Here is a 25766-nt window from a genome sequence, read left to right on the forward strand (position 1 = left end):
CGGGGCCACCCGATCGGGGCCTCCGCGGCCGTGGCCCTGGTGCGCATGTTGGCCGACCTGGGCCACGAAGGCCGTGCCGGCGACCTGGGCCTGGCGGCCGTGGCCGGTGCCGGTGGCCTGGGCGCTGCAGCGGTGCTGGAGCGCTGTTGAGCGGACCGACCGGGCCGCCCTGCTTCATTCGATCACGCGGAAGTACTCGTCCAATTCGCAACGCTCGGTGCGCGTCTGGTTCACCGGGGCCTGCGGGTCGGCGTGGCCCAGGGCCATGCCGCAGACGATCTTGAAGCGCCCGTCCAGCCCCAGTTGCTCGCGCACCACCCCAGGGTAGGAGGCCAGGGCGCCGATGGCACAGCTGGCCAGCCCCTGTGCCTCGGCCGCCAGCATCAGGCCGTACAAGGCCATGCCCAGGTCCATGTAGCCACCGCTGCCGAAGTCGTGCTCCAGGGCCACGACCAGGGCCACGGGCGCATCGAAGAAGCGGAAGTTGCGTTCGAAGTGCGCGTCCCGGCCGGCGCGGTCGTCGCGCGCCACGCCCAGGGCACCGTACAGGGCCTGGGCCGCCGCCACCTGCCGGCGTTTGAGCACGCGCGGCATGGGGCGGGGGAAGTAGCCGTAGTCTTCCTGTTCCGGGTGGGCCGAACGCCAGGCCTGGACCAGGGCCTCGCTCAGCCGGGCCCGGGCGGCCCCGCGCACCGCAATGAAGTGCCCCGGTTGCAGGTTGGCGCCGCTCGGGGCACGCCGTGCCGTGGCCAGCAGGGCATGCAGCTGCGCGTCGGGCACCGGGGTGGGCAGGAAGGCGCGCACCGATCGGCGTTGGTGGGCCAGGAGGCTGAAGGCGTCGGGGGAGGGCACGGACGGAAACGGATGGGGCCATGGGGCGGCCGGCTGTGCCCGTTGGCGGGTGAGGGTGGCTGGCGGAAGCTCAGGGATTCGAACCCTGGAGCCCTTGCGGGCTGCCGGTTTTCAAGACCGGTGCAATCGACCACTCTGCCAAGCTTCCCATGTCAGACCTGATTGTAAGGGCATGCCGCGTGTGGCCATCCCTGGCGCGGTGTCAGCGAAACCCTACACGCGAAACGGCGTGTTTCCGACTTCAGTCGCCGCCGGGCTTGCCTACAGTGAACCCCAGCTGTTTTGCAGTTTGTCGCGGACCGTTCCGCAGGAGGGATTCTTCATGTACTCGAGCGCTGTGTCGGAAGTGTTGACCGTTCCCGCTGTGGCCGCCCTGGCCCGCCGCGTCCAGGCCCCGGCCGATCATCCTGCGGTGCGCCGGCATCTGCAGTCCGAATCGCTGCCGTTCACCGTGCGGGTGGTGCGCGAGTCGGCCGATCTGCAAAAGGCCGTGGCCATCCGCCACGCCGCCTACGCCCGCCACCTGGCGCCGAGCATGACCGCGGCCCTGCAACAGCCCGAGGCGCTGGACCAGGCCCCTGGCGTGGTGGTGCTGCTGGCCGAGTCCAAGGTCGATGGTTCGCCGCTGGGCACCATGCGCATCCAGACCAACACGCACCGGCCGCTGACGCTGGAGCAGTCCATGACCCTGCCGGACTGGATGGCCGGCCACGGTCTGGCCGAGGCCACCCGCCTGGGCATCACCCAGGACAAGGTGGGCCGGGTGGTCAAAACGGTGCTGTTCAAGGCCTACTACCTCTATTGCCTGCTGCACGACATCCGCTACATGGTGATCACCGCGCGCGCGCCGATCGACCGCCAGTACGACCGCCTGCTGTTCCAGGACGTGTACCCGGGCATGGGCTACATGCCGCTGGAGCACGTGTTCAACCTGCCGCACCGCATCATGTACCTGGACGTGTACAACGTCGAGCGCCTCTGGAAGAGCGAAGGCCACCCCCTGAGCGACTACATGTTCCACACCCGTCACCCGGACTTGGTGCTGGTGTGATCGGTGCCCAGGCCGGCCTGGGGCTGGCCCAGCACCAGATCGACGTGGCCGAGTTCGTCGTCGGGGGCCAGGGTGCTGAGGTAGTGCTGCAGGTGAGCGTCGCGGATGAAGTCGGCGCCCGAGGTGGCCTGCAGCAAGCGTGACGGGTCCAGCGGCCGGGCCACCACGTAGCCCTGCACGTAGTCCACCCCGATTTCGGCCAGCGTTTCCACCGTTTCGAAATCTTCGGCCCATTCGGCAATCGTTTTCATGCCCAGGTTCTGCGCCAGGCTGACGATGGCCTCGACGATGGCGATGTTGGCCGGGTGCCGGTTCATGTTGACGATGAAGCTGCCGTCGATCTTGAGCAGGTCGGCCGGCAGGTCCTTCAGGTAGGAGAACGAGGTGTAGCCGGCGCCAAAGTCGTCCAGTGCCACGCGCGCGCCGTAGCTGCGCACCTTGTCGATGAAGCGGCGGGTGTTGCCCATGTCGTGCAGGGCCACGCTTTCGGTGATTTCCAGGCAGATGCGCTGCGCCAGGTGGCGTTTGCTGTCGAGCAGGGCGAACACGTCCTCCATGAAGCGCTCGTCGTTGAGCGAGGCGCCGCTGAGGTTCATGCAGACGAACTGGGTGTTGGCCAGCGCCTGCGCGTGCGCTTCCATCCACTCCAGGGTGTTGTGCAGCACCCAGCGATCGATCACGCCCATGCGGCCGGCGTTCTCGCCGGCGTGGATCAGCCGCTCGGTGGGGACCCGGTCGCCGTGCTCGTCCTGCATGCGCAGCAGCACCTCGAAGTTGAGCGAGGCGTGCGGCTGGTGCAGCGACATGATGGGCTGCATTTCCAGGAACAGGCCTTCGATGCGCTGGTTCGAGGCCAGCCGTTCGATCAGCTGCAGTTCGGCCTCGTGTTCGGTGAACACGCGCGAGCCCTGCTCGAACACCACCAGCCCGCAAGGCTGGGCCTTCTTGGCCTGGCGGCAGGCGTGGTCGGCGGTGGAGACGATGTCCTTGGCCTGCGCGCCCACGCCCACTTCGATGAGCCCGATCGAGCCGCGCACCTGGAAGGCGCGGTCGCCCACCTGGCAGGGACTGCTGGCCAGGCGGGCCACGATGTCGCGGCAGATGGTTTCGGCCCGGTGCAGCGGGGTGTCGATCATCACCAGCAGGAACTCGTCACCGCCGACGCGGCCCAGGTGCATGTTGGGGGCCAGCGGGGCCTGGGCGCGGGCACAGACTTCCTGCAGCACCACGTCGCCAGCGGCGTGGCCGTACAGGTCGTTGATGAGCTTGAATCGGTCCAGGTCCAGGTAGGCCACCGACAGCGGCCGGCCCCGGCCCAGGCGTTGCAGGCCGCGCTGCAGCTTGGCTTCGATGCCGCGGCGGTTGAGCACCTTGGTCAAGGTGTCGTGGTCGGCCAGGAACTGCAGGTGTTCGGTGGCCCGGGCCTTTTCGGTGATGTCCTGCAGCGAGCCTTCGATCTTGTCGCTGGCCAGCGCGGCCTTGACCAGAAAGCGCTTGGAAACTGGGCGGTCGGGGTCGACCAGCACCTCCATTTCCACCGGCACACCGCCCTGGGTGCGCGCCACGAGCTGCTGCCAGGCCTCTTCGGAAAACTGCTGCTGCCAGCGCGCGTCCGGTGGCAGGGCCGGCACGCCCAGCATCTGCAGCAGGGCCGGGTTGGCGCTCACCCAGTGGCCTTGCAGGTCCAGGGTGAACAGGCCGATGGGAATGACCTCGTAGGTGTGGCTGAGTTCTTCCTGGGCGGCCAGGCGCTGCTGGTGTTCCTGGCGCATCTGCTCGGCGATGGCCAGCGAGGCCAGCAGGCTGGAAGTCAGGGCCGCGGTGACGCTGTTGACCGTGCCGATCAGGCCCTTGAGCCCCAGGGCCGCTGCCACCACCTCGTACAGGCTGGCGAACAGCGCGATGGCGATGGAAGCGGCGTACCACATGGCCACGCGCGAGCGGGTGCGCAGCAGCAGGCGCGAGAGGGTGTACACCAGCAAGGCCGTGCCCAGGGCGGTGCTGACCCAGATGACCGGAAGGAAGTGCGCGTAAGGCAGCACCAGCGACAGGAACACCAGCGGAAAACACAGCCACTGGACCCCGCGCACCCATTTGTCGCTGCCGGCCTTGACCAGGTCGTGTTCGAACAGCGCGCGGAACAGCACCACGGTGGCCAGGAAATACAGCGCCAGGGTGAGGGGGCGCAGCCGCATCAGCCAGTCGAAGGGGATGAGCTGGCCCAGCCACTGGTCGTCCCAGCCCATGGACAGGGCGGCCATGCGCAGGTTCACCACCAGCCAGGCGGCAAACAGCAGGTAATGCCGGTTGTGGTTGATGAAGCCGGCGATCAGGGTGAACAGGGCCAGCACCAGAATCCCGCCGTCCAGCAAGCCCGAGTTGCGCTGGAACTCCCGCTCGCGCGTACTCAACTGTTCGGCCGTCCAGGCCTTGGCGCTGAAGCGCGCCGGCCCCATGAAGCTGGCCCGGCACAGCAGGCCGGTACCGGCCGGTGGCGCCAGGGCGAAGCCCGCGCGCGATGGCCGCAGGGCACCTTCGGCCTGGGTGCGGTCGATGCGGCCCAGCAGGCTCAGGGTGGCGGTGTCCCAGCAGGCCAGGCTGCTGGCGTGGCGCGAAGGGAATTCCAGCACTTCGGAAGCGGCCGCGGGCGGCAGCAACACCCAAAAAGGGGCTTCGGACAGGCGCGTGTCCAGCAATTCGGCCGCCGGGCTGCCGGGAAGTTGTGTCAATGCCGTGGCCGCGTCCCACTGCCCGCTGCGGTCCTGCAGGGCCTGGAAGCTCAGCACCCGACCGGTGCTGCTGGGAAACTGGTTCGGCCACAGGCCCATGGCCGCCAGGGTCAGCAAGGCCACCAATACCGGTATCCAGTAAGCCGAGAAGACCTGCAAAGCCCTGTCCAGGTCCAGGCGGGCGGGGCCGGGCGGACGGGGTGGGGGCGCGAAGGTCATGTGCGGATGATCCTGTCGTCTGGTGCAGTAGGCTCCCTGGGCCTGGCGATCGGTCTGGCGCCGTCGTCGCCTGCCATTATGCGTGGTCCGCAGGTGTTTTTTGGCTTGTGCCACACTCGCCATCCATGGAAAAAGCTGAGATGGCGCGGGCGGCGCTGGCCGTGTTCGACCGCCTGGTGCAAACGGGCGGGGGTTTGCGCGCCCGCCCGGGGCAGCGCCTGATGGCCGAACAGGTGGCCTGCACCTTCAGCGAGGCCGACCTGGGCAAGCCGTCCACCCTTGACGCCGAGGCCGAGCCCCCGGCCCGTTCGATCGCCGTCATTCAGGCCGGTACCGGCGTGGGCAAGTCCTTGGCCTACGCCGCTCCGGCCATCGCGCTGGCGCTGGCGCGCAACACCCGGGTGATGATCTCGACCGCCACCGTGGCGCTGCAGGAGCAGCTCGTCCACAAGGACCTGCCGGCCCTGGCCAAGGCCTTCGAGCAGCCCTTCCGCTTTGCCTTGGCCAAGGGGCGCGGGCGCTACCTGTGCCGGCTCAAGCTGGAGCGGCTGCTGGCGGCTCACGACCCGGTGGCCCACCCCGAGATGGACGACGACGACCTGCACGACGACGACCTGTTCCACGAGCCGGCCGGGGCCCAGGCCGCGCTCGCGGTGCAGGACGACGCCGTGCGCCAGGCCACCTACGCCGCGATGCTGGGCGACCTGGCCAGCGGCCGCTGGAGCGGCGACCGCGACACCCTGGCCACCCCGCCCGATCCGGTGCTCTGGCAATCGGTGGCGGCGGACGTGGGCTCCTGCGCTGCCAAGCACTGCCCGTCCTACGGGCAATGCAGCTACTACGAACAGCGCAAGCAACTGGTGGGGGCGCAGGTCATCGTCGTCAACCACGACCTGCTGTTGAGTTCGCTCGGCTCGCGGGCCCTGCCCGAACTCGACAACTGCCTGCTGGTGCTGGACGAGGCGCACCACCTGCCGGCCACCGCGCTGGACCAGTTCGCCAGCCACATGGACCTGAGCCGCCTGACCTGGGTGGACCGCCTGGCCAGCCGCACCCTGAAGGTGGGCGGGCTGCTGGCGGTGGAGGAAATGGCCGACGTGCCCAAGCACGCCGCCCTGCTGCGCCAGGGCCTGCAGGACCTGGCGCGCCTGGTGCTGCACCAGCATGGCGACGAGCTGCGTGGCAGCCAGCGCGTCTGGGGCGGCGGGCGCCACGTGCGCGAAATGCCGGGCCGGGTGCGGCTGCCGCAAGGCCGCCTGCCAGAGGTGCTGATCACTCCCATGGCCCAGCTGGCGCACAGCGCGCAGGTGTTCATCGACGCCCTGCGCGCGGTGAGCAAGGCCCTGCGCGCCGAAATGCGCGACCACCCCGAAGAGGCCCGGCGCCTGGCCACCTACTACGCGCAGCTCGGATCGCTCGCGCCGCGGCTGGAGGCGGTGCATGCCACCGCCCAGCTGCTGCTGCAACAGCCCGAAGCCAGCAGTGCCCCTGTGGCCAAGTGGTTCACCCTGCAGACCCGGGGCGACTACCTCGTGGTGCAGGCCCACGCCAGCCCCACCCTGCCCGGTGCCACCCTGCGCCACCACCTGTGGGCGGCGGTGCGCGGCGCGGTGCTCACCTCGGCCACCCTGACCAGCTGCGGCAAGTTCGACTTTTTCCTGAAGGAGGCCGGCCTGCAGGGCGACCCAGACGCGGTCGCGCTGGAGGTGCCCAGTCCCTTCGATTTCGCCGCCCAGGGCCGGCTGGTGCTGGCCGGCACCCGCGCCGACCCCAAGGACGCCGCCGCCTTCACCGCCGAAATGGTGCAGGCTTTGCTGCGCGACCTGGCCCAGGTCAAGCACGGCGCGCTGGTGCTGTTCACCTCGCGCGAGCAACTGCGCCAGGCCACCGAGGCGCTGCCCCCCGGCCTGCGCGAGCGCGTGCTGGTGCAGACCGAGTGGCCGCGCGCCCAGTTGCTGTCGCGCCACGGCGAGCGCGTCGCCGGCGGGCAAGCGTCCATCGTCTTTGGCATGCAGTCCTTCGGCGAGGGCCTGGACCTGCCCGGCCGCCTCTGCGAAGACCTGTTCATCACCAAACTGCCCTTCATGCCGCCCGACGACCCCGTGGGCGAGGCCCGCGCCGAGTGGCTGCGCGCCAACGGCCGCGACCCCTTCATGGAACTGGTGGTGCCGGCCACCGCCATCCGGCTGGCGCAGTGGGTGGGCCGCGCCATCCGCACCGAAGACGACGAGGCCCATGTGTATTGCTACGACCGCCGCCTGAGCCAGACCAGCTACGGCCAGCGCCTGCTCAGCGGCCTGCCGCCGTTCACCCAGGTCACGCCGGCCGAGCTGGCTGCCAGCGCCGGCTGAAGTCGGCTATCCCCGAACGGTCAGAGGACCCCCCCATGCCCCAGTTTGCCGCCAACCTCAGCCTCCTGTTCACCGACCGGCCGTTTCTGGACCGCTTTGAGGCCGCGGCCCGCGCCGGTTTCCGTGCGGTGGAGTGCCAGTTTCCTTACGACTGGCCGGCCGACGAGATCGCAGCGCGCCTGCACACCCACAGCCTGGACATGGTGCTGCACAACTTGCCCGCGGGCGATTGGGCGGCCGGCGACCGTGGCATCGCCTGCCACCCCGACCGGGTGGACGCGTTCCGCCAGGGCGTGCCGCAGGCCCTGGCTTACGCCCGGGCTTTGGGCGTGCCGCACCTGAATTGCCTGGCCGGGGTGTTGCCGGCGGGCGTGACACCGGCCCAGGCCCACGCCACCTTGGTGGACAACCTGCGTTTCGCGGCCCAGGCCCTGGCCGCGCACGGCCTGACCCTGTTGCTCGAACCCATCAACACCCACGACATTCCAGGGTTTTTCGTGAGTCGGTCGGACGCCGCCGTGGCGTTGATCGAGGCGGTGGGGGCGCCCAACCTGCGCCTGCAATACGACATTTACCACGCCCAGCGCATGGAAGGCGAACTGGCCGCCACCTTGGAGCGGTTGTTGCCTCACATCGGTCATGTGCAGCTGGCCGACAACCCGGGCCGGCACGAACCCGGCACCGGCGAAATCCACTTTGGCTTTTTGCTGCGCCGGCTGGACCAGATCGGTTACCGCGGCCATGTGGGCTGCGAATACCACCCGGCCCAGGCCGGACCGGGCGGCACCGAGGCCGGTCTGGGCTGGATGACAGCGCGGGACTGATGCCCGCACCGGGGTGCGGTGTCGGCTGAATGCGACACATTGGTATCAAATATATCGTACAAATAGTTCATTTAAGACTAGTAATTTGATTTATTCGGATAATTCATGACAATCTAGTCCGTGAACTTCCGAGTCCTTGCCGTAGAGCCCCCGCCCGCCGTGGCCGCCCACCATCTGTCTTGCCAGCGTGTGTTTGGGCGGCCGGTGCAACTGTGCGTGGTTCACCACCCGGACGAGGCATTGGCCCACGCCTGCGAGGCCGGGCACGACCTGCTGCTGGTGGACGGCCACTGGACGTTGGACCAGTTGCTGGCCCTGCTGCCCCAGCACACCGAAGCCCTGGCCCTGCTGATGCTGCCCGAGGGCGAGCGCGACAAGGCCCAGCGCGCCAAGTCCGCCGGTTACGCCGACCACCTGGTGCAGGACCGCCACGGCGGCTGGCTGGAGCGCTTGCCGCAGTCCATCGAGGACGCGGTGAAGCGGGTGCGCCTGCAGCGCAGCCTGCACCAGGAAACGCGGGTGCGCCAGCAGCGGCGCGAGGCCCAGCGCATGGCCCTGCAGCAGTCGGAACTGCTGCGGCGGCGCCAGGAGCGCCTGCTCAAGGCCCTGGCCACGGCCCAGTCGCGCTTCATCGCCAGCGCCACGCCGCGCCAGGTGCTGGCGGGCCTGCTCAATGAACTGCTGCGCGTGACCGACAGCGAGCACGGCTTCGTGGCCGAGGTCTACGACCGGGAAGGTGCGCAGCCCCATTTGAAGCTGCAGGCCCTGGCCGACCGCAGCGACCGTGGCCTGTCCAAGGCCGAACGGGCCTTGGGCCGGACCCTGGCGCAGGCCATGGACAACCCCTCCAGCCTGATCGGTGCGGTGGTGCGCACCGCCCGCCCGGTGCTGGCCAACGACCCGATGCAGGACGAGCGCCGCTCCCCCCGTGGCCTGCCCGAGGGCCACCGCCGACTCGACAGTTACCTGGGCCTGCCCGTGGTGCTGGACGGCCGGGTGGTGGGTGTGGTCGGTCTGGCCAACAAGCCCGGCGGATACGCCATGGACGACGCCGAGCAGCTCGCTCCCGTGCTGACCGCGCTGGCGCACATGGCGGCGGCCTGGCGTGCACAGGCCGCCCGCGCCAAGGCCGAACGCTCGCTGCAGCTCACCCTGTCGCACATCAACCAGGGGCTGCTCTGCGTCAACCGGCACGGCCAGGTGGACTTCTGCAACGACCGCGTGGAGATCCTGCTGGGCCTGCCAGCGGGTACCCTGGCTGGGCAACCGCACATCCGCGCGCTGGAAACCCACGGGGCCTTGCTCGGCCCCGACGCGCCCGGTACCTTCTGGCTCAAGACGGCGGCCCAGCGCACCATCGAAATCCAGGTGCAGGTGGTGGCCGATGGCGCCAGCGTGCGCACCTACACCGACGTGACGGATTACATCCGGGTGCAGCAGGCGCTGCAGGCCGGGGAGCAGACCCACCGCGAGATGGCCGACCAGCTCAAGACCATCCTGGAGGCGATCCCCGACCTGCTCTACGAATTCGACGCGAAGGGCCGTTACCTCTACATCGGCAAAGGTCAGCCGGAGCTGCTGACCGCGCCGCCCGATACCCTGGCCCAAGCCACTTACCACGACGTGCTGCCGCCCGAGGCCGCTGCCGAGATCGACGCTGCCATGGCTGAGGCCTCGATCTGCGGCGCCTCGCTCGGCCACCAGTACCGGCTGGAGCTGCCCGACGGTGTCCACTGGTACGAACTGTCGATGACGCGGCGCGAGCCCCAGCCCGGCCAGCCGCCGCGCTTCGTCATGCTGGCGCGCGACATCACCCAGCGCCGCCTGATCGACGAGCGCATCCAGCACCTGGCCTTCCACGACGCACTGACCAACCTGCCCAACCGCCGGCTGGTGCAGGACCGGCTGGCCAAGGCCCTGAAAGCCGCCAAGCGGCAGCAGCAGCACGGGGCGCTGCTGTTCATCGACCTCGACAACTTCAAGGACCTGAACGACACGCAGGGCCACGACCAGGGCGACGAACTGCTGCAGCTGGTGGCGGTGCGGCTGCGCGGCTGCGTGCGCGACGTGGACACCGTCGCGCGCTTGGGCGGCGACGAATTCCTGGTGATGATCGAGGGCCTGAGCAGCGATGTCGCCGCCGCGGCCGGCGAGGCCGACAAAGTGGCGCGCAAGGTCCTGACCACCCTGCGCCAGCCCTACGACCTGTCGAGCTGCGGGCACAGCAGCACGCCCAGCATCGGGGTGGCGCTGTTCGGACAGCCGCAGGACACGGTGGAGGACCTGCTCAAGCGCGCCGACCTGGCCATGTACCGCGCCAAGATCGACGGCCGCAACACCATCAGCTTCTTCGACCCCGAGATGCAGGCCAGTGCCCTGCGCCGCGCCGCGCTGGAGGCCGACCTGCGCACCGCCTTGCGCGAAGAACAGTGGCGCCTGTACTTCCAGCCGGTGGTGGACGCCTTGGGTCATGTGCTGGGCGCCGAAGCCCTGGTGCGCTGGGAACACCCCGAGCGCGGCATGGTGCCGCCCGGCGCCTTCATCCCGTTGGCCGAGCAGAGCGGCATGATCCTGCCACTGGGCCAGTGGGTGCTGCGTCGCGCCTGCGAATGCCTGGCCGACTGGGCGCGGGACCCGCAGCTGCGTCACTGGACGCTGTCGGTCAACGTCAGCACCCGCGAATTCCGCGAGGCCGGTTTCGTGGACCAGGTCAAGGCCGAGGTGCGGCGCGCCGGCGCCCAGCCCCACCGCCTCAAGCTGGAGGTGACCGAGAGCATGTTCATGCACGACGCCGAGGACACCGCGGCCAAGATGGCGGCGCTGCGCGAGTTCGGCATCCGGTTTGCGCTGGACGACTTCGGCACCGGCTACTCGTCGCTGAGCTACCTCAAGCGCCTGCCGCTGGACGAGATCAAGATCGACCAGTCCTTTGTGCGCGACGTGTTGGACGACGAGGACGACGCCGCCATCGTGCGCGCCATCCTGACCTTGGCGCAGACGCTCGGCCTGTCGGTGGTGGCCGAGGGGGTGGAGCTGCCCGAGCAACACGACTTCCTGGCCGGGCACGGTTGCCGCGCCTTCCAGGGCTACCTGTTCGGGCGGCCGGCCTGCGTCAGCGAGGCCCCGGCCTACGCCCGCAGCCGGCCGGTGTCGCGCGCCGTCATCGGGGTGTGAGGGCCGCCGCGTCCAGCGCCGCCTGGGCGTCTTCCAGCCAGAAGGTCAGGGCGGCGTAATAGCCTTCCCAGACACAGCCGTTGCAGCCCCGGCCGCAACAGGTGGTGGGCTCGGGCGGTGGCGCACGCAGCGGCACGCCGGCCTGGGCCAGGGCGGCCTGGACCGCGGCGATGCGCTGGCGCGCGTCCGGCAGGGTGCTGGGGGTGAAGGCGGGTGGGGTGGACAAGGGCACGGACCCGACTGTAACCGCAGGGCCGCGCCGCCCGCGGCGTTCAGGGCGTGGGGCCGGGCGGGCCGTCGGTCGACACCGCCCACAACACCCGTTCCGGCGTGGCCGGTGCGTCCAGGCGCACCGGGGCACCGTCGCCGCGCGCCTGTGCCACCGCGTCGCGGATGGCCTCCCACACGCTGATGCCCAGCATGAACGGCGGCTCGCCCACGGCCTTGCTGCCGAACACGTTGTCTTCGCGGTTGGGTTCGGGCCACAGGTCCACCCGCAGGTGCGCGGGCACGTCGCCGGTGGTGGGGATTTTGTAGGTGCTGGGCGCGTGGGTGGCCAGCTGGCCGTCGGCCTTCCACACCAGTTCCTCGGTGGTCAGCCAGCCCATGCCCTGCACAAAACCGCCTTCGATCTGCCCGATGTCGATCGCCGGGTTGATGCTGTGGCCCACGTCGTGCAGGATGTCCACCGCCAGCACCCGGGTTTCGCCGGTGAGGGTGTCGATGGCGACTTCTGTGCAGGCCGCGCCGTAGGCGAAGTAGTAGAAGGGCCGGCCGGTGAGGGTGGTCTTGTCGTAGTGGATTTTCGGGGTGCGGTAAAAACCGTCGCTCCAGAGCTGGATGCGGTTGGCGTAGGCCATGCCCACCACCTCGGCGAAGGGGCGGGTGGCCTGGGGCGTGCACACCTGGCCGGCGTCAAATTCCACCTCGCCGGCGCCGCAGCCGTCCAACCCGCAGACGAAGGCCGCCAGGTTCTGGCGCACGTTGCGCGCCGCGAACTGGGCCGCGCGGCCGTTCAGGTCGGTGCCGCTGGAGGCGGCGGTGGCGCTGGCGTTGGGCACGCGGGCGGTGTCGCTGGCGCTCACCAGCACCCGCTCGAAGGGCACACCCAGCTCGTCGGCCACCACCTGCGCCACCTTGGTGTGCAGGCCCTGGCCCATCTCGGTGCCGCCGTGGTTCACCAGCACGCTGCCGTCGGTGTAGACGTGCACCAGCGCGCCGGCCTGGTTGAACAGCGTGGCGGTGAAGCTGATGCCGAACTTCACCGGCGTCAGTGCCAGCCCGCGCTTGACCACCGGGCTGCCGGCGTTCCAGTCGGCGATGGCGGCGCGGCGCGCGGCGTAGCGGCTGGTGTCGGCCAGTTGCGTCATCAGGGGTTCGAGGATGTTGTCCTCCACCCGCATCTGGTAGTGGGTGGTGTCGCGCCGGCCGCTGGCGGTCAGGCCCGGGGCGGCGGGGGCGTCGCTGTACAGGTTGCGCAGCCGCACCGCCAGCGGGTCCAGTCCCAGGTGGCGGGCGATGTCGCCCAGGATGGTCTCGATGGCGATGACGCCTTGCGGCCCGCCGAAGCCGCGGAAGGCGGTGAAGCTCTGCAGATTCGTCCGGCAGCGGAAGCTGTGGATGGCCACGTGCTCCAGGAAGTAGGCGTTGTCGCTGTGGAAGATGGCGCGGTCCGCCACCGGGCCGGACAGGTCGGCGCTGAAGCCGCAGTTGGCCAGCAGCGTCAGGTCCAGCCCGTGCAGGCGGCCGGTGTCGTCAAAGCCCACTGTGTAGTCGTAGGCAAAGGGGTGGCGCTTGCCGGTGACGAGGAAGTCGTCGTCGCGGTCCAGCCGCAGCTTGACCGGGCAGCCGGCCTTGAGCGCGGCCACCGCGGCCCACACCGCCAGGTGGCCGGCCTGGGTTTCCTTGCCGCCGAAGCCGCCACCCATGCGCCGGCACTCCACCCGCACGCGGTGCTGGGGCAGGCCCAGGGCGTGGGCGACCCAGTGCTGGATTTCGCCGGGGTGCTGGGTGCTGCTGTGGATCACCCACTGTTGCTGCTCGTGTGGCACGGCGTAGGCGATCTGGCCTTCCAGGTAAAAGTGTTCCTGACCGCCCACTTCGAACGCACCGCTCAGGGTGTGCGGGGCCTGTGCCAGGGCGCTGGCGGCGTCGCCGCGCCTGACGTGCACCGGCGGCAGCACGTAGCTCTGGCGGGCGTGGGCCTCGCGTGGGGTCAGCACCGCGGGCAGGGTTTCGATGTCGAGCTGGACCTGGCGCGCGGCGCGGCGTGCGGCCATCGCATCGTCGGCCAGCACCAGACCGATCACCTGGCCCACGTGCTGCACCGTGTCGTGGGCGAACACGGGTTCGTCGTGGGCGAAGGCGGCCAGGGTCCGGTCGCCGGGGATGTCGGCGGCCAGCACCACGTGGTGCACGCCGGGCAGTGCCAAGGCGGCGCGGGCGTCCACCCCGCGCAGCCGGCCGTGCGCCACCGGCGAGAGGATGGGGGCGGCGTGCAGCGTGCCCTGCAACTCGGGTATGTCGTCGATGTAAGTGGCCGCGCCCAGGATTTGCGCGCGGGCGCTGTCGTGCGGGTGCGACTGGCCGCAGGCCCTGGCCTGCGTGTCGGGGTTGGGGTTGGGGTTGGGGGCGCGGGTGGCGGCGTTCATCGTGCGCCCTCCTGGGTGGCGGGCGTGCGCAGAAGCGCGGGGTGCAGGCGTTCCAGGCCGATGACCGGACCGTCCGGCGGGGTGCGGCTGTCGAGCCAGCAGCGCCACAGCAGGTTGCCCAGCACCTCGCGGCGGTAGGCGGCGCTGGCGCGCATGTCGGAAATGGGCTGGAAGGCGTCGCGCAGCACCGCCATGGCGTGGCGCACGCTGTCGGCGTTCCAGGGCTGGCCGGTGAGCGCGGCTTCGGCGGCCGTGGCGCGTGCCGGCGTCGCGGCCACGCCGCCGGCGCCGATGGAGGCGCGCACCACCGTGCCCTGCTCCAGTTGCAGCGACACGGCCAGGCACACGGCCGAGATGTCGTCGTCGAAGCGCTTGGACACCTTGTAGACGCGCGTCCATTCGCCGAGGCCACCGGGCTCGCCGGCGGGGCAGGGCGCCGCCGGGCGGGGCACGAGGATCCGGGTCAGCAGTTCGTCCGGGCGCAGCACGTTCTGGCGGTAGCCGGTGTAGAAGTCTTCCAGCGCCAGTTCGCGCTCGGCCACCTGTCCGTCCGTCCAGCGCGCCAGCACCACGCGGGCGCCCAGGGCGATGAGCAGGGGCATGCCGTCGCCGATGGGCGAGCCGTTGGCCACGTTGCCGCCCAGGGTGCCGGCGTTGCGCACGGGCAGCCCGGCAAAGCGTTCGGCGAAGGCGGCGAGCTGCGGGCGGTCCTGCACCAGGGCGGCGAAAGCGTCGGTCAGGGTGGCGGCCGCGCCGATGGCCAGGTGCTGCGGGTGGTGCTCGATGCGCCGCAACTCGGCGGCGCGGGTCACGTCCAGCACCTGGCGGTATTGCCGGTGGCCTTTGGTCACCCACAGGCCCACGTCGGTGCAGCCGGCCACCACCTGGGCGTCGGGGTGGCGTGCGCGCGCCTGCAGCAGCGTCGCCAGCGTGGCGGGGGCGCGGTAAGCCGGATCGGCATCGGGGGCGGGGTCGGCCGGGTCGATCTGGCGCAGCAGGCCGACCAGGGTGGCTTCGTCCACCCGCGCGGCGGGCAATTCGCCCATGGCCTGCGCGGCGTCGAGGATGGGGCGGTAGCCGGTGCAGCGGCACAGGTTGCCCGACAGTTCGGCCTGTGCGGTGGCGCGGTCGATGGCGCCACCCTGCGCGCAGTGGTTTTGGTACATGCCGAACAGGCTCATCGCGAAGCCGGGCGTGCAAAAGCCGCATTGCGAGCCGTGCGCGTCCAGCAGGGCCTGCTGGACCGGGTGCAGGGCGGCGCCCTGGCGGTCGATCAGCGGGTCGCTGGCCAGGTCGGCGGCGGTCCACAGCGCCATGCCGTGCACCGAATGGGCCAGCTGGATGCAGCTGTTGACGGCGCGGTAGCGCAGGCCGTCGCCCTCGGTGTCGGCCAGCACCACGGTGCAGGCCCCGCAGTCGCCTTCGCCGCAGCCCTCCTTGGTGGCGCTCAGGTGCAGGTCCTCGCGCAGCAGGTCCAGCAGCGTGCGGCTGGGTGGTACATTCGGCAGCGTCACCCGGGCGCCGCGTCGCACGAACGTCAGGGGCCGGGTCGGGGTTTCGGGGGCAGAAAGCATCGTCATGCGCGAAGGGTAGGGGCTGCGGCGGCCTGCAACATATGTGCCATGGTATGCGCTCCATGCAAGGCGGGGTATGAAAGATCAGACGCTTTTCGACAAGATAGACCTTCATCTCATTCGGGTCTTGCACACCGTGCTCACTGAACGCAACGTTTCCCGCACCGCCCTGCGCCTGGGCATGCACCAGCCGGCGGTCAGCGCCGCCCTGCGCCGTCTGCGCGAGCTCGCCGGCGACCCCTTGCTGGTGCGCTCCGGCCCGGGCATGGTGCCCACCCCTGCCGGGCTGCGCATGATCGAGCCGGCCGGCCACATCCTGCGTTCGGCCGAGGTGATGTTTTCCGACGCGCGCCGTTTCGACCCCGCCACCGCCCGCCACACCTTCACCCTGGCCGCCAGCGACTACCTCGACCCCTTCTTCCTGCCGCAACTGGTCACCCACCTCAAGACCCAGGCGCCGCTGTGCCCGATCGAGATCCAGCCGCTGTCGGGCGAGTCCGACTACCACCGCCGGCTGGCCCAGGGCGAGGTGGACGTGGTGATTGGCAACTGGGCCCAGCCCTCGGGCGACCTGCACTTGGGCCGCTTGTTCGGTGACGAGGTGGTGTGCCTGGTCTCGAAAAACCACCCCGCGGTGCGCCGCGGCTGGAGCGTGGACGAATGGCTGCAGGCCGAGCACATCGCGCCCACGCCGACCCACCCGGGCGCGCGCGGCGTGATCGACGACCACCTGGCCAGCCAGGGCCTGACGCGCCAGATCACCGCCCGCTGCCCGCATTTCAGCCTGATCCCGGCCATGGTGGCATCCAGCTTGCTTGTGCTGACCACCGGTCGCCATTTCTGCGAGCGGTTCGTGGAGACCCTGCCCGTGGACATCCTGCCCTGCCCGGTGCCCTTCCCGCGCCTGATGTACTACCAGCTCTGGCACGGGCGCACCCACACCTCGCCGGCGGCGCAGTGGTTGCGCGACAGCGTGCGCACCGTGGCCGCGGCCCTGCGCCACGACGACCACGCTGGCGCCGAAGCCCCCATCCCGGTCCCGGCCGCCACCCGGTCCCGCGCGCGCCCGGCCCGGCGCAGCCCCAACCCGTCCGCCGCATGAGCCATCCCCCCCGCCTGCAACTGACGCAGATCACCAAACGCTACCCCGGCGTGGTCGCCAACGACAACGTCTCGCTGACGGTGGCGCCCGGCACCGTGCACGCCGTGCTGGGCGAGAACGGCGCGGGCAAGTCCACGCTGATGAAGATCATCTACGGCGCGGTCAAGCCCGACGACGGCGCCCTGCTGTTCAACGGCAAGCCGGTGCACATCCGCAACCCGCAGGAGGCGCGGGCGCTGGGCATCAGCATGGTGTTCCAGCACTTCAGCCTGTTCGACACCCTCACCGTGGCCGAAAACGTCTGGCTGGGGTTGGACAAATCTCTCAGCCTGCAGGAGGTGAGCGAGAGCATCAGCCTCAAGGCCAAGGCCTACGGTCTGGACGTGGACCCGAACCGCCCGGTGCACAGCCTGAGCGTGGGCGAGATGCAGCGGGTCGAAATCATCCGTGCGCTGCTGACCAGCCCGCAGTTGCTGATTCTGGACGAGCCCACCTCGGTGCTGACGCCGCAGGCGGTGGACAAGCTCTTCGTGGTGCTGCGGCAGCTGGCCGACGAGGGCTGCAGCATCCTTTACATCAGCCACAAGCTGCACGAGATCCGCGCCCTGTGCCAGGCCTGCACCGTGATGCGCGGCGGCCGGGTGACCGGCGAATGCGACCCGCGGCAGGAGTCCAACGCCTCGCTCAGCCGGTTGATGATCGGGGCCGAGCCCCCGGCGCTGCAGGCCCGGGCCTGCGCACCGGGTGCCACGGTGCTCGACGTGCGCGGACTGGACTTGCCCAGCGCCGACCCCTTTGGCACCGCGCTGCAGGGCATCGACCTGCAGGTCAAGGCCGGCGAGGTGGTGGGCATTGCCGGCGTCTCGGGCAACGGCCAGGGCGAACTGCTCTACGCCCTGTCGGGCGAGAACCCGCGTTCGCCGGCGGGCAGCATCTGTCTGGACGGGCAGGATGTGTCGCGCATGGCGCCGGGGCGTCGCCGCAAGCTGGGTCTGCATTTCGTGCCCGAAGAACGCCTGGGCCGCGGCGCCGTGCCCACGCTCAGCCTGGCGCAGAACCTGTTGCTGTCGCGTCGCGACGCCATCGGTCCGCTGGGTTGGCTCAAGCTGGGCGCGCTCCAGCAGCAGGCGCGCGACATCATCGCCCGCTACCAGGTCAAGGCCAACGGGCCCGACGCGGCGGCCAAGTCGCTGTCGGGCGGCAATTTGCAGAAGTTCATCGTGGGCCGCGAAATCGAGGCCCAGCCCAAGCTGCTCATCGTCAGCCAGCCCACCTGGGGCGTGGACGTGGGTGCGGCGGCGCAGATCCGCGGCGAGATTCTGGCCCTGCGCGACGCCGGTTGCGCGGTGCTGGTGGTGAGTGAGGAGTTGGACGAATTGTTTGAAATCAGCGACCGCCTGCACGTGATCGCCAAGGGCCGGCTGTCGCCGCCGGTGATGCGGGCGCAGGCCACGGTGGAGCGCATCGGCGAATGGATGTCGGGCCTGTGGCAGGTGCCGGAACGCCGCGAGGAGGGCGCCCATGCTCAAGCTTGAAATGCGGCCCCAGCCCTCGACGCTGTGGGGCTACGCCTCGCCCGTGCTGGCGCTGGCGGTCACGGTGCTCATCGGCATCGGACTGTTCATGCTGCTGGGCAAGGACCCGGTGCGCGGCCTGCAGGTGTTTTTCGTGGAGCCGGTCAAGTCCTGGTACGCGGTGGGCGAGCTGATGGTCAAGGCCACGCCGCTGCTGCTCATCGGCCTGGGGCTGGCGGTGTGTTTCCGCTCCAACGTCTGGAACATCGGGGCCGAGGGGCAGTTCGTCATCGGCGCGGTGTTTGCCGGGGGCGTGGCGCTCATGGCCGACAAGAGCACCGGCCCCTGGATCGTCTGGGCGGTGCTGGCCGCGGGCGTGCTGGGTGGCATGGTGTGGGCGGCCGTCACGGCGCTGCTGCGCGACCGCTTCAACGCCAACGAGATCCTGGTCAGCCTGATGCTGGTCTACGTGGCGGTGCAGATCCTCAATTACCTGGTCTACGGCCCCTGGAAGGACCCGATGGGTTTCAACTTCCCGCAGACCCAGACCTTCGAGAAGGTGGCCCAGGTGCCGCGCCTGTTCGAACGGTCGCGCGTCAACATCGGCCTGCTGTTGGCGCTGGCCGGCGTGGCCGGGGTCTGGCTTTACCTGTTCCGCACCCACTCGGGCTTTGCCCAGCAGGTGGGCGGGCTGGCGCCGGCGGCGGCGCGCTACGCCGGGTTTTCCTCGCGCCGGGCCTTGTGGATCGCGCTGCTGTTTTCGGGCGCCATGGCCGGCCTGGCGGGGGCGCTGGAGGTGGCCGGGCCCATCGGCCAGCTCACGCCGCACGTGCCGGCGGGCTACGGTTTTGCCGCCATCATCGTGGCGTTCGTGGGGCGGCTGCACCCGGTGGGCATGGTGTTTTCGGCGGTGCTCATGAGCATGTTCTACATCGGCGGTGAACTGGCGCAGTCCCGCCTGGGGCTGCCCAAGGCCATCACCGGCGTGTTCCAGGGGGTGCTGCTGTTCGCCCTGCTGGCCGCCGACACGCTCATCGCCTACCGCGTCAAATGGGGGAGCCGCTGATGGACGCCACCGCTCTGCTGATCGCCTCGTCGCTCAACGCCGGCACGGTGTTGGCCATCGCGGCGCTGGGCCTGCTCATCAACGAAAAGGCCGGCATCGTCAACCTCGGGGCCGAGGGGCTGATGCTGTGCGGTGCCCTGGCCGGCTTTGCCGCGGTGGTGCATTTCGGTGCCACCGGCTGGGGCTTCCTGGCCGGGCTGGGCGCTGGGGCCTTGCTCTCGCTGGTGTTCGGCGTGCTCGTCATCTGGCTCAACACCAACCAGTACGCCACCGGCCTGGCGCTGAGCCTGTTCGGGGCCGGGCTGTCGGCCTTCGCCGGCATCCCCTACACCCAGGCCAAGCTGCCGGAGCAGGGCATGTCGGCCGTGCCCTTTCTGAGCGATCTGCCTTTCGTCGGCCCGGCGCTGTTCCGCCAGCACCCCATGGCCTACTTCGCCGTGCTGCTGACCCTGGCGCTGGTGTGGTTCCTGTACCGCACGCGCAACGGGCTGGTGCTGCGCAGCGTGGGCGAAAGCCCCGAATCGGCGCACGCGCTGGGCTACCCGGTGCGCCGCATCCGCCTGCTGGCGGTGGTGGCGGGCGGGGCCTTGTGCGGCCTGGCCGGGGCCTATGTGTCCACCGTGTACACCCCCTTGTGGGTGGAGGGCATGATCGCCGGCAAGGGCTGGATCGCCCTGGCCCTGACCACCTTCGCCACCTGGCGGCCGGCACGCGTATTGCTTGGGGCTTATCTGTTCGGCGGGCTGACCATGGTGCAGTTCCACCTCCAGGGCATGGGGGTGGACGTGCCCAGCCAGTTCCTGACCATGTTGCCCTATCTGGCCACGGTGGTGGTGCTGGTGCTGATCTCGCGCAGCCCGCTGTGGATCCGCACCAACATGCCGCAGTCCCTGGGCAAACCGTTCTACCCGGGTGCCTGAACACGGGTCTGCCTACATAATGGTTTTTTGTGTTTCTTTTTGAGGAGTGTTGAGATGATCGACGTGCACAAGCGTGTGTGGCTCAAGGCCGCGGCCCTGACCGTGGTGGCGTCCGCGGCCCTGGTGGGTTGCGGCAAGAAAGAGGAGCCCGCACCCGCGCCGGCCCCTGTGACCGAAGCGCCGAAGGCCGAACCGCTGAAAGCCGCCTGGATCTACGTCGGCCCGGTCGGTGACGCCGGCTGGTCCTTCGCCCACGACCTCGGCCGCAAGGCCGCCGAGGCCAAGTTCGGGGCCGACCTGCAGACCACCTTCGTCGAAAGCGTGCCCGAAGGCGCCGACGCCGAGCGCGTCATCCGCGACCTGGCCCAGCAGGGCAACAAGATCATCTTCGCCACCTCCTTCGGTTACATGGAGCCGATGCTGAAGGTGGCCGCCGAATTCCCCGACGTCAAGTTCGAACACGCCACCGGCTACAAAACGGCCGACAACATGCGCATCTACGACGCCAGCTTCTACCAGGACACCTACATGGCCGGCGTCATCGCGGGCAGCATGACCAAGTCCAACACCCTGGGCTTCGTCGGTTCCTTCCCCATCCCCGAGGTGCTGCGCAACATCAACGCCTATTCTCTGGGCGCGCAGAGCGTCAACCCCAAGGCCAAGGTCAAGGTGGTGTGGGTCAACACCTGGTTCGACCCGCCCAAGGAAAGCGACGCCGCGCAAAGCCTGATCAACCAGGGCGCCGACGTGCTGCTGCAGAACACCGACTCCACCGCCGTGCTGCAGACCGCCGAGAAGAACGGCAAGTACGCCTTTGGCTGGGACAGCGACATGAGCGCCTTCGGCCCGAAAGCGCACCTGGCCTCGGCCATTGCCGATTGGGGCCCGTACTACATCAAGTCCATCGAGGACGTGAAGGGCGGCACCTGGAAGACCGAGCGCACCGTCTGGGGCGTGAAGGAAGGCCTGAACGACCTGATCAAGATCAGCGACATGGTGCCCGCCGCGGCCAAGACCAAGGTGGACGAGATCAAGGCCAGCCTGAAGGCCGGCACCTTCGAGCCCTTCACCGGCCCGATCAAGGACAACACCGGCAAGGAAGTGCTGGCCGCCGGCGTGCAGGCCGACCAGGCCTGGAAAGACGGCATCAACTTCTTCGTCAAGGGCGTGGAAGGCAAAGTGCCGTCCGGCAAGTAAATCCCTTTGGGCTCACAGGGCCGGTGCCACCGCGGGGTGGCACTCGGCACGGCCACCCCACCGGCAGCGCCGGTCGGGTGGTTTTTTGTTTTTTTCGACCTGCATGGGGATGGCGCGATGTTGAACGAAATGCGTTGGTGGTGGCCGGTGTGTCTGGCCAGTGAATTGGGCACGCAGCCGCTGGGCCTGCGTCTGCTGGACCAGCCCCTGGTGCTGTGGCGCGACGCCCAGGGCCAGCCGGTGGCCATGGTGGACCGCTGCCCGCACCGGGGCGCGCAACTGTCGCTGGGCCGGGTGGTGGCGGGCACCTTGCAGTGTCCCTACCACGGCTGGCGCTTCGAGCCGCAAGGGCGGTGTGTGGGCATTCCGGCACAGCCGGGTTTCACCCCGCCGGCCAGCAGCGGCGTCTGCCGCCACGCCGCGGTGGAGCACGAAGGTCTGGTCTGGGTGGCCCTGGCCGCCGACGCCACCGTCCGCGAAGCCTTGCCCGACCTCAGCGCCCTGCCGCAGCGGCGCCTGGTCTACGGTCCCTTCGACGTGGCCACCAGCGCCCCGCGTGCCGTGGAAAACTTCCTTGACACCTCGCACTTCGCCTTCGTGCACGAAGGCTGGCTGGGCGCCGCCGACCACCCTGAGGTGCCGCCCTACGAGGTCACCCACACCGCCGACGGCCGCCCCGTCATCGAACGCTACAAGGCCTGGCAACCGCGCGCCAGCGCCGCAGCAGCGGGGGGCGACTGGGTGACTTACCGCTACGAAGTGCTCAGCCCCTACAGCGCGCTGCTGAGCAAGCAGGGCGACGCCGGCGGCCCGCAAGACAGCTACACCATCTGGGCCTGCCCAACCGCGCCCGACCATTGCCGACTGTGGTTTGCCCAATACACCACCGATGCGGTATCGTCCGACGACGCGTTGCGCGATTTCCAGGTGGAGATTTTTTCGCAGGACCAGCCGGTGCTGGAGTCGCAGCAACCCAAGCGGCTGCCCTTGAGCGGCGGCGAGGCGCACAGCGCCGCCGACCGCCTGAGTGCCGCCTACCGCCGCTACCTGCAGGCCTGCGGCATCACGTTCGGAGTGTGCTGATGTTCCATTTGCCCCACATCCCCCCCCAGCGCCTGCCCGCCGTGTTGCGCGGCATGCCCAAGGCCGAGCTGCACATCCACATCGAAGGCTCGCTGGAGCCGGAGCTGATCTTCAAGCTGGCGCAGCGCAACGGCGTGGCGCTGCCCTACGCCAGCGTCGAGGCCTTGCGCGCCGCCTACGCCTTCACCGATTTGCAGAGCTTCCTCGACATCTACTACGCCGGGGCCAGCGTGCTGCTGAAGGAGCAGGACTTTTTCGACATGGCCTGGGCCTACCTGGAAAAGGCCGCCGCCGAGAACGTGGTGCACGCCGAAATCTTCTTCGACCCGCAGACCCACACCGCCCGTGGCGTGCCCATGGGCAGCGTCATCCAGGGCCTGCACCACGCCTGTCAGCGGGCGCACCAGGAATTTGGCCTGAGCGCGAAGCTGATCCTCTGCTTCCTGCGCCACCTGAGCGAGGCAGACGCATTCGCCACGCTGGAAGCGGCCTTGCCTTACCGCCACCACTTCATCGGCGTGGGGCTGGACTCCAGCGAAATGGGCCACCCGCCCGAAAAGTTCGAGCGCGTCTTCGCCCGCTGCCGCGAACTGGGCCTGCGCGTGGTGGCCCACGCCGGTGAAGAAGGCCCGCCCGCCTACATCTGGAGCGCGCTGGACGTGCTGGGGGCCGAGCGCATCGACCACGGCGTCCAGGCGGTGCACGATCCGGTGCTGCTGCGCCGCCTGGCCGACGCGCAGGTGCCGCTGACGGTGTGCCCCTTGTCGAACGTCAAGCTCTGCGTGTTCCCCAGCATGGCGCAGCACAACCTGCGCCAGCTGCTCGACGCCGGCCTGTGCGCCACCGTCAATTCGGACGATCCGGCCTACTTCGGCGGCTACCTGAACGAGAACTACCTGCAGCTCTTTGCCGCGCTCGACCTGGAGCCGCGCCACGCCTACCAACTGGCCTTCAACAGCTTCGAGGCCAGCTTTGCCGACGAGGCCGCCAAGCGCGGCTGGGAGCGCCAGCTCAAAAGCTATTTCGAAGGGCTGCGCGAGCACGACTGAGCCCGCGCACGCCCCCACTACAATCGGCGCGAACTGGAGCGCACACGCATGAGCATCAAAAGCGACAAGTGGATCCGCCGCATGGCCGAGCAGCACGGCATGATCGAGCCGTTCGAGCCGGGGCAGGTCCGCCAGGCCGATGGCAAGAAGATCATCAGCTACGGCACCAGCAGCTACGGCTACGACATCCGCTGCGCGCCCGAATTCAAGGTCTTCACCAACATCCACAGCACCGTGGTGGACCCCAAAAATTTCGACGAAAAGAGCTTCGTCGATTTCCACGGCGACCACTGCATCATCCCGCCCAACAGCTTCGCGCTGGCGCGCACGGTGGAGTATTTCCGCATCCCGCGCAACGTGCTGACCATCTGCCTGGGCAAGAGCACCTACGCGCGCTGCGGCATCATCGTCAACGTCACCCCCTTCGAGCCCGAGTGGGAAGGCTACGTGACGCTGGAGTTCAGCAACACCACGCCGCTGCCAGCCAAGATCTACGCCGGCGAGGGCTGCGCCCAGGTGCTGTTTTTCGAGAGCGACGAGGTCTGCGAGACCAGCTACAAGGATCGCGGCGGCAAGTACCAGGGCCAGCACGGCGTGACCCTGCCGCGCGCCTGATACCAGTTCGGCCCGCCCGCCAGCGCTCCGACCGCTCCCGATCCCGCATGAGCACCCCACCCACCTCGGCACCCAGCCCCATGGCCGCAGGGGCCCACGGCCTGCTGGCGTTCGGCCTGCCCGTCTCGGGTGAGGCGGAGTTGTCCCACCCCAAACCCGAGCGCCTGATCGCCGGCAAGCCGCTGCGCGAAACCTGGAACGCGCTGGACGCGCCGCTGGCCGGCGCCCAAAACCTGAGCACCGGCGTCTGGCGCTGCGAACCGGGGCATTGGCGCATCGCCTTCGGACCGACCGAACGCGAAGTCTTCACCGTGGTGCAAGGCCGTTGCCGCGTCCACAGCGCGGCCGGTGGGTGTCAGGAAGCCGGGCCCGGCCAGGCCATCCACATCCCGCCCGGTTTTGCCGGCTCCTTCGAGGTGCTGGAGGCGGTGACCAAGGTCTACGTCATCGTCGAGTGAGCGGCGGGCCTGCGCGGACCTGCACACCCCGGCCGCCCCCGCGCGGGCTCGGCCGGGGGCTTACACCGCCACCGGCGCCTTGATGGCCGGGTGGTGCTGGTAGTCCCGCACCTCGAAGTCGTCGAGTTCGTAGTCGAAGATCGAGTTCGGCCGGCGCTGGAGGTGCAGCGTGGGGTAGGGCAGCGGTTCACGGCCCAGTTGCAGCGCCACCTGCTCGAAGTGGTTGCTGTAGATGTGGCAGTCGCCCCCGGTCCAGACGAAGTCGCCCACCTCCAGGTCGCACTGCTGCGCCAGCATGTGCGTCAGCAGGGCGTAGCTGGCGATGTTGAAGGGCACGCCCAGAAAGATGTCGGCGCTGCGCTGGTAGAGCTGGCAGCTTAATTTGCCTTTGCCGCCCGGCTCGGTGGCCGGTGCCACGTAGAACTGGAAGAAGGCGTGGCAGGGCATCAGGGCCATCTGGTCCAGGTCGGCCACGTTCCAGGCGCTGACGATGATGCGCCGGCTGTCGGGGTTGGTCTTGAGGGTGCGCACCACCTCGGCGATCTGGTCGATGTGGCCGCCGCCCGGCTTGGGCCAGTTGCGCCATTGCACGCCGTACACCGGGCCCAGTTCGCCGTCGTCGCGCGCCCATTCGTCCCAGATGGTGCAGCCGCGTTCCTGCAGCCATTTCACGTTGGAGTCGCCGCGCAGGAACCACAGCAACTCGACGATGACGGCTTTGAGGAAGACCTTCTTGGTCGTCACCAGCGGGAAGCCTTCGTTCAGGTCAAACCTCATCTGGTGGCCGAACACGCTGCGCGTACCGGTGCCGGTGCGGTCGCCCTTGGCCACGCCGTGTTCGAACACGTGGCGCATGAAGTCTTCGTACTGGTGGCGAACGGGGCGGGGGGTGGGGTTCATCATGGCGTCAGTCCTGGGGTGGGCGGGGGGCCGCGGCCTTGGCCGCCCGCAGCCGCAGCCGCACATGCGAGGCACAGGCCACGAACAAGGCCACGCACAGCAGCACCTGCACCAGCGCCAGCGTGGCCGACAGGCCGGTGTCGCTGTAGGCGCGCACAACGCCTTCGGTGAAGTACAGCCACACCAGCAGGCTCAGCCAGCGGTAGGTGTACATGCGGTGTTTGAGCAGGCCGGTCAGGGGCAGGGTCAGCGGCAGCACCTTGATGGCCCACCAGGAGCCGCCTTCGCGCAGCGGCGCCCACCACAGTTCCCAGCCCAGGCCCAGGACGATCATGGCCAGCAGGCTGACCACGCCCAGCAGGCGGGTCCAGCCGGCGGCGGCCAGGGCTTCGGGCGGGGTGGCGGTGGACGGGGGCAGGGCGGGCGTGTCGGTCATG

The 25766-nt window shown here is 69.5% G+C and carries 20 protein-coding genes, 1 tRNA gene and 1 pseudogene; 14 read left to right on the plus strand and 8 right to left on the minus strand.

What is annotated here, in order from left to right:
• Positions 1 to 150, plus strand: a pseudogene (locus CON77_RS08930) (acetyl-CoA C-acyltransferase); the annotation flags it as partial.
• Between the two features lie 24 nt (positions 151 to 174).
• Here the strand turns inward: CON77_RS08930 and CON77_RS08935 are convergent.
• Positions 175 to 852 carry a nitroreductase gene (locus CON77_RS08935; RefSeq protein WP_198552322.1) on the minus strand — a complete coding sequence of 226 codons (678 nt, stop codon included), beginning with the start codon at positions 850 to 852 and terminating at the stop codon, positions 175 to 177.
• A gap of 60 nt (positions 853 to 912) precedes the next feature.
• Positions 913 to 1000 (minus strand) — tRNA-Ser (locus tag CON77_RS08940).
• Between the two features lie 174 nt (positions 1001 to 1174).
• Here CON77_RS08940 and CON77_RS08945 point away from each other — a divergent pair.
• On the plus strand, positions 1175 to 1903 hold the full coding sequence (locus CON77_RS08945; RefSeq protein WP_157826890.1) for an N-acyl amino acid synthase FeeM domain-containing protein: 729 nt from the start codon (positions 1175 to 1177) through the stop codon (positions 1901 to 1903).
• On the opposite strand, the gene CON77_RS08950 is transcribed toward CON77_RS08945, so the two are convergent.
• Complete coding sequence (locus tag CON77_RS08950; RefSeq protein WP_101048813.1) at positions 1879 to 4851, minus strand: putative bifunctional diguanylate cyclase/phosphodiesterase; 2973 nt, start codon at positions 4849 to 4851, stop codon at positions 1879 to 1881. The two genes, CON77_RS08945 and CON77_RS08950, sit on opposite strands and share 25 nt — an antisense overlap.
• Before the next feature lie 125 nt (positions 4852 to 4976).
• On the opposite strand from CON77_RS08950, the gene dinG reads away from it, so the two are divergent.
• From dinG to CON77_RS08965, 3 genes are all read left to right on the plus strand, one after another.
• Positions 4977 to 7202: an ATP-dependent DNA helicase DinG gene (gene dinG / locus CON77_RS08955; protein ID WP_101048814.1), complete on the plus strand. Its 2226-nt coding sequence runs from the start codon at positions 4977 to 4979 to the stop codon at positions 7200 to 7202.
• 35 nt (positions 7203 to 7237) lie between these two features.
• Positions 7238 to 8026, plus strand: coding sequence for a hydroxypyruvate isomerase (gene hyi / locus CON77_RS08960; RefSeq protein WP_101048815.1), 789 nt, complete (start codon positions 7238 to 7240; stop codon positions 8024 to 8026).
• 216 nt (positions 8027 to 8242) lie between these two features.
• Positions 8243 to 11200 (plus strand): bifunctional diguanylate cyclase/phosphodiesterase, encoded by a 2958-nt coding sequence (locus CON77_RS08965; RefSeq protein ID WP_157826891.1) that lies wholly within the window; start codon positions 8243 to 8245, stop codon positions 11198 to 11200.
• Here the strand turns inward: CON77_RS08965 and CON77_RS08970 are convergent.
• Genes CON77_RS08970 through xdhA form a run of 3 tightly spaced genes read right to left on the minus strand, consistent with a single transcriptional unit; the run spans position 11187 to position 15431 of the window.
• Positions 11187 to 11426, minus strand: a complete 240-nt coding sequence (locus tag CON77_RS08970) for an oxidoreductase-like domain-containing protein (protein ID WP_101048817.1) — start codon at positions 11424 to 11426, stop codon at positions 11187 to 11189. The two genes, CON77_RS08965 and CON77_RS08970, sit on opposite strands and share 14 nt — an antisense overlap.
• Positions 11427 to 11472: 46 nt before the next feature.
• The gene (xdhB, locus tag CON77_RS08975; RefSeq protein ID WP_101048818.1) at positions 11473 to 13851 is read right to left on the minus strand and encodes a xanthine dehydrogenase molybdopterin binding subunit; all 2379 of its coding nucleotides are present in this window, start codon (positions 13849 to 13851) and stop codon (positions 11473 to 11475) included.
• Positions 13848 to 15431 carry a xanthine dehydrogenase small subunit gene (gene xdhA / locus CON77_RS08980; protein WP_232788469.1) on the minus strand — a complete coding sequence of 528 codons (1584 nt, stop codon included), beginning with the start codon at positions 15429 to 15431 and terminating at the stop codon, positions 13848 to 13850. Before xdhA ends, xdhB begins: the two co-directional genes overlap by 4 nt.
• Positions 15432 to 15501: 70 nt before the next feature.
• Between xdhA and CON77_RS08985 the strand changes: the two genes are divergently transcribed.
• The 9 genes from CON77_RS08985 (at position 15502) to CON77_RS09025 (ending at position 24429) form a co-directional block, all read left to right on the plus strand.
• Positions 15502 to 16527 carry a LysR family transcriptional regulator gene (locus CON77_RS08985; protein WP_101048819.1) on the plus strand — a complete coding sequence of 342 codons (1026 nt, stop codon included), beginning with the start codon at positions 15502 to 15504 and terminating at the stop codon, positions 16525 to 16527.
• The gene (locus CON77_RS08990; RefSeq protein WP_101048820.1) at positions 16524 to 18062 is read left to right on the plus strand and encodes an ABC transporter ATP-binding protein; all 1539 of its coding nucleotides are present in this window, start codon (positions 16524 to 16526) and stop codon (positions 18060 to 18062) included. Before CON77_RS08985 ends, CON77_RS08990 begins: the two co-directional genes overlap by 4 nt.
• Positions 18049 to 19107, plus strand: a complete 1059-nt coding sequence (locus CON77_RS08995) for an ABC transporter permease (protein WP_101048821.1) — start codon at positions 18049 to 18051, stop codon at positions 19105 to 19107. The genes CON77_RS08990 and CON77_RS08995 overlap by 14 nt, the downstream gene beginning before the upstream one ends.
• Positions 19107 to 20027, plus strand: coding sequence for an ABC transporter permease (locus tag CON77_RS09000; protein WP_101048853.1), 921 nt, complete (start codon positions 19107 to 19109; stop codon positions 20025 to 20027). The genes CON77_RS08995 and CON77_RS09000 overlap by 1 nt, the downstream gene beginning before the upstream one ends.
• A 54-nt stretch (positions 20028 to 20081) precedes the next feature.
• Complete coding sequence (locus tag CON77_RS09005) at positions 20082 to 21224, plus strand: BMP family ABC transporter substrate-binding protein (protein ID WP_101048822.1); 1143 nt, start codon at positions 20082 to 20084, stop codon at positions 21222 to 21224.
• A 117-nt stretch (positions 21225 to 21341) separates the two neighbouring features.
• Positions 21342 to 22307, plus strand: coding sequence for a Rieske 2Fe-2S domain-containing protein (locus CON77_RS09010; RefSeq protein ID WP_232788470.1), 966 nt, complete (start codon positions 21342 to 21344; stop codon positions 22305 to 22307).
• Positions 22307 to 23356, plus strand: coding sequence for an adenosine deaminase (locus CON77_RS09015; RefSeq protein WP_101048823.1), 1050 nt, complete (start codon positions 22307 to 22309; stop codon positions 23354 to 23356). The genes CON77_RS09010 and CON77_RS09015 overlap by 1 nt, the downstream gene beginning before the upstream one ends.
• A 48-nt stretch (positions 23357 to 23404) precedes the next feature.
• Positions 23405 to 23971 (plus strand): dCTP deaminase, encoded by a 567-nt coding sequence (gene dcd, locus CON77_RS09020; protein WP_101048824.1) that lies wholly within the window; start codon positions 23405 to 23407, stop codon positions 23969 to 23971.
• A gap of 47 nt (positions 23972 to 24018) precedes the next feature.
• A complete protein-coding gene (locus CON77_RS09025; protein ID WP_232788471.1) occupies positions 24019 to 24429 on the plus strand; it encodes a cupin domain-containing protein in 411 nt (136 codons plus the stop codon).
• Between the two features lie 60 nt (positions 24430 to 24489).
• Here CON77_RS09025 and CON77_RS09030 read toward each other — a convergent pair whose 3' ends face one another.
• Positions 24490 to 25329, minus strand: coding sequence for a thymidylate synthase (locus CON77_RS09030; RefSeq protein WP_101048855.1), 840 nt, complete (start codon positions 25327 to 25329; stop codon positions 24490 to 24492).
• A 7-nt stretch (positions 25330 to 25336) separates the two neighbouring features.
• The gene (locus CON77_RS09035; RefSeq protein WP_101048826.1) at positions 25337 to 25765 is read right to left on the minus strand and encodes a DUF2069 domain-containing protein; all 429 of its coding nucleotides are present in this window, start codon (positions 25763 to 25765) and stop codon (positions 25337 to 25339) included.
• Between the last annotated feature and the right edge of the window lies 1 nt (position 25766).

Source organism: Macromonas nakdongensis (assembly GCF_002837145.1).
Classification (GTDB): Bacteria; Pseudomonadota; Gammaproteobacteria; order Burkholderiales; family Burkholderiaceae_C; genus Macromonas_B; species Macromonas_B nakdongensis.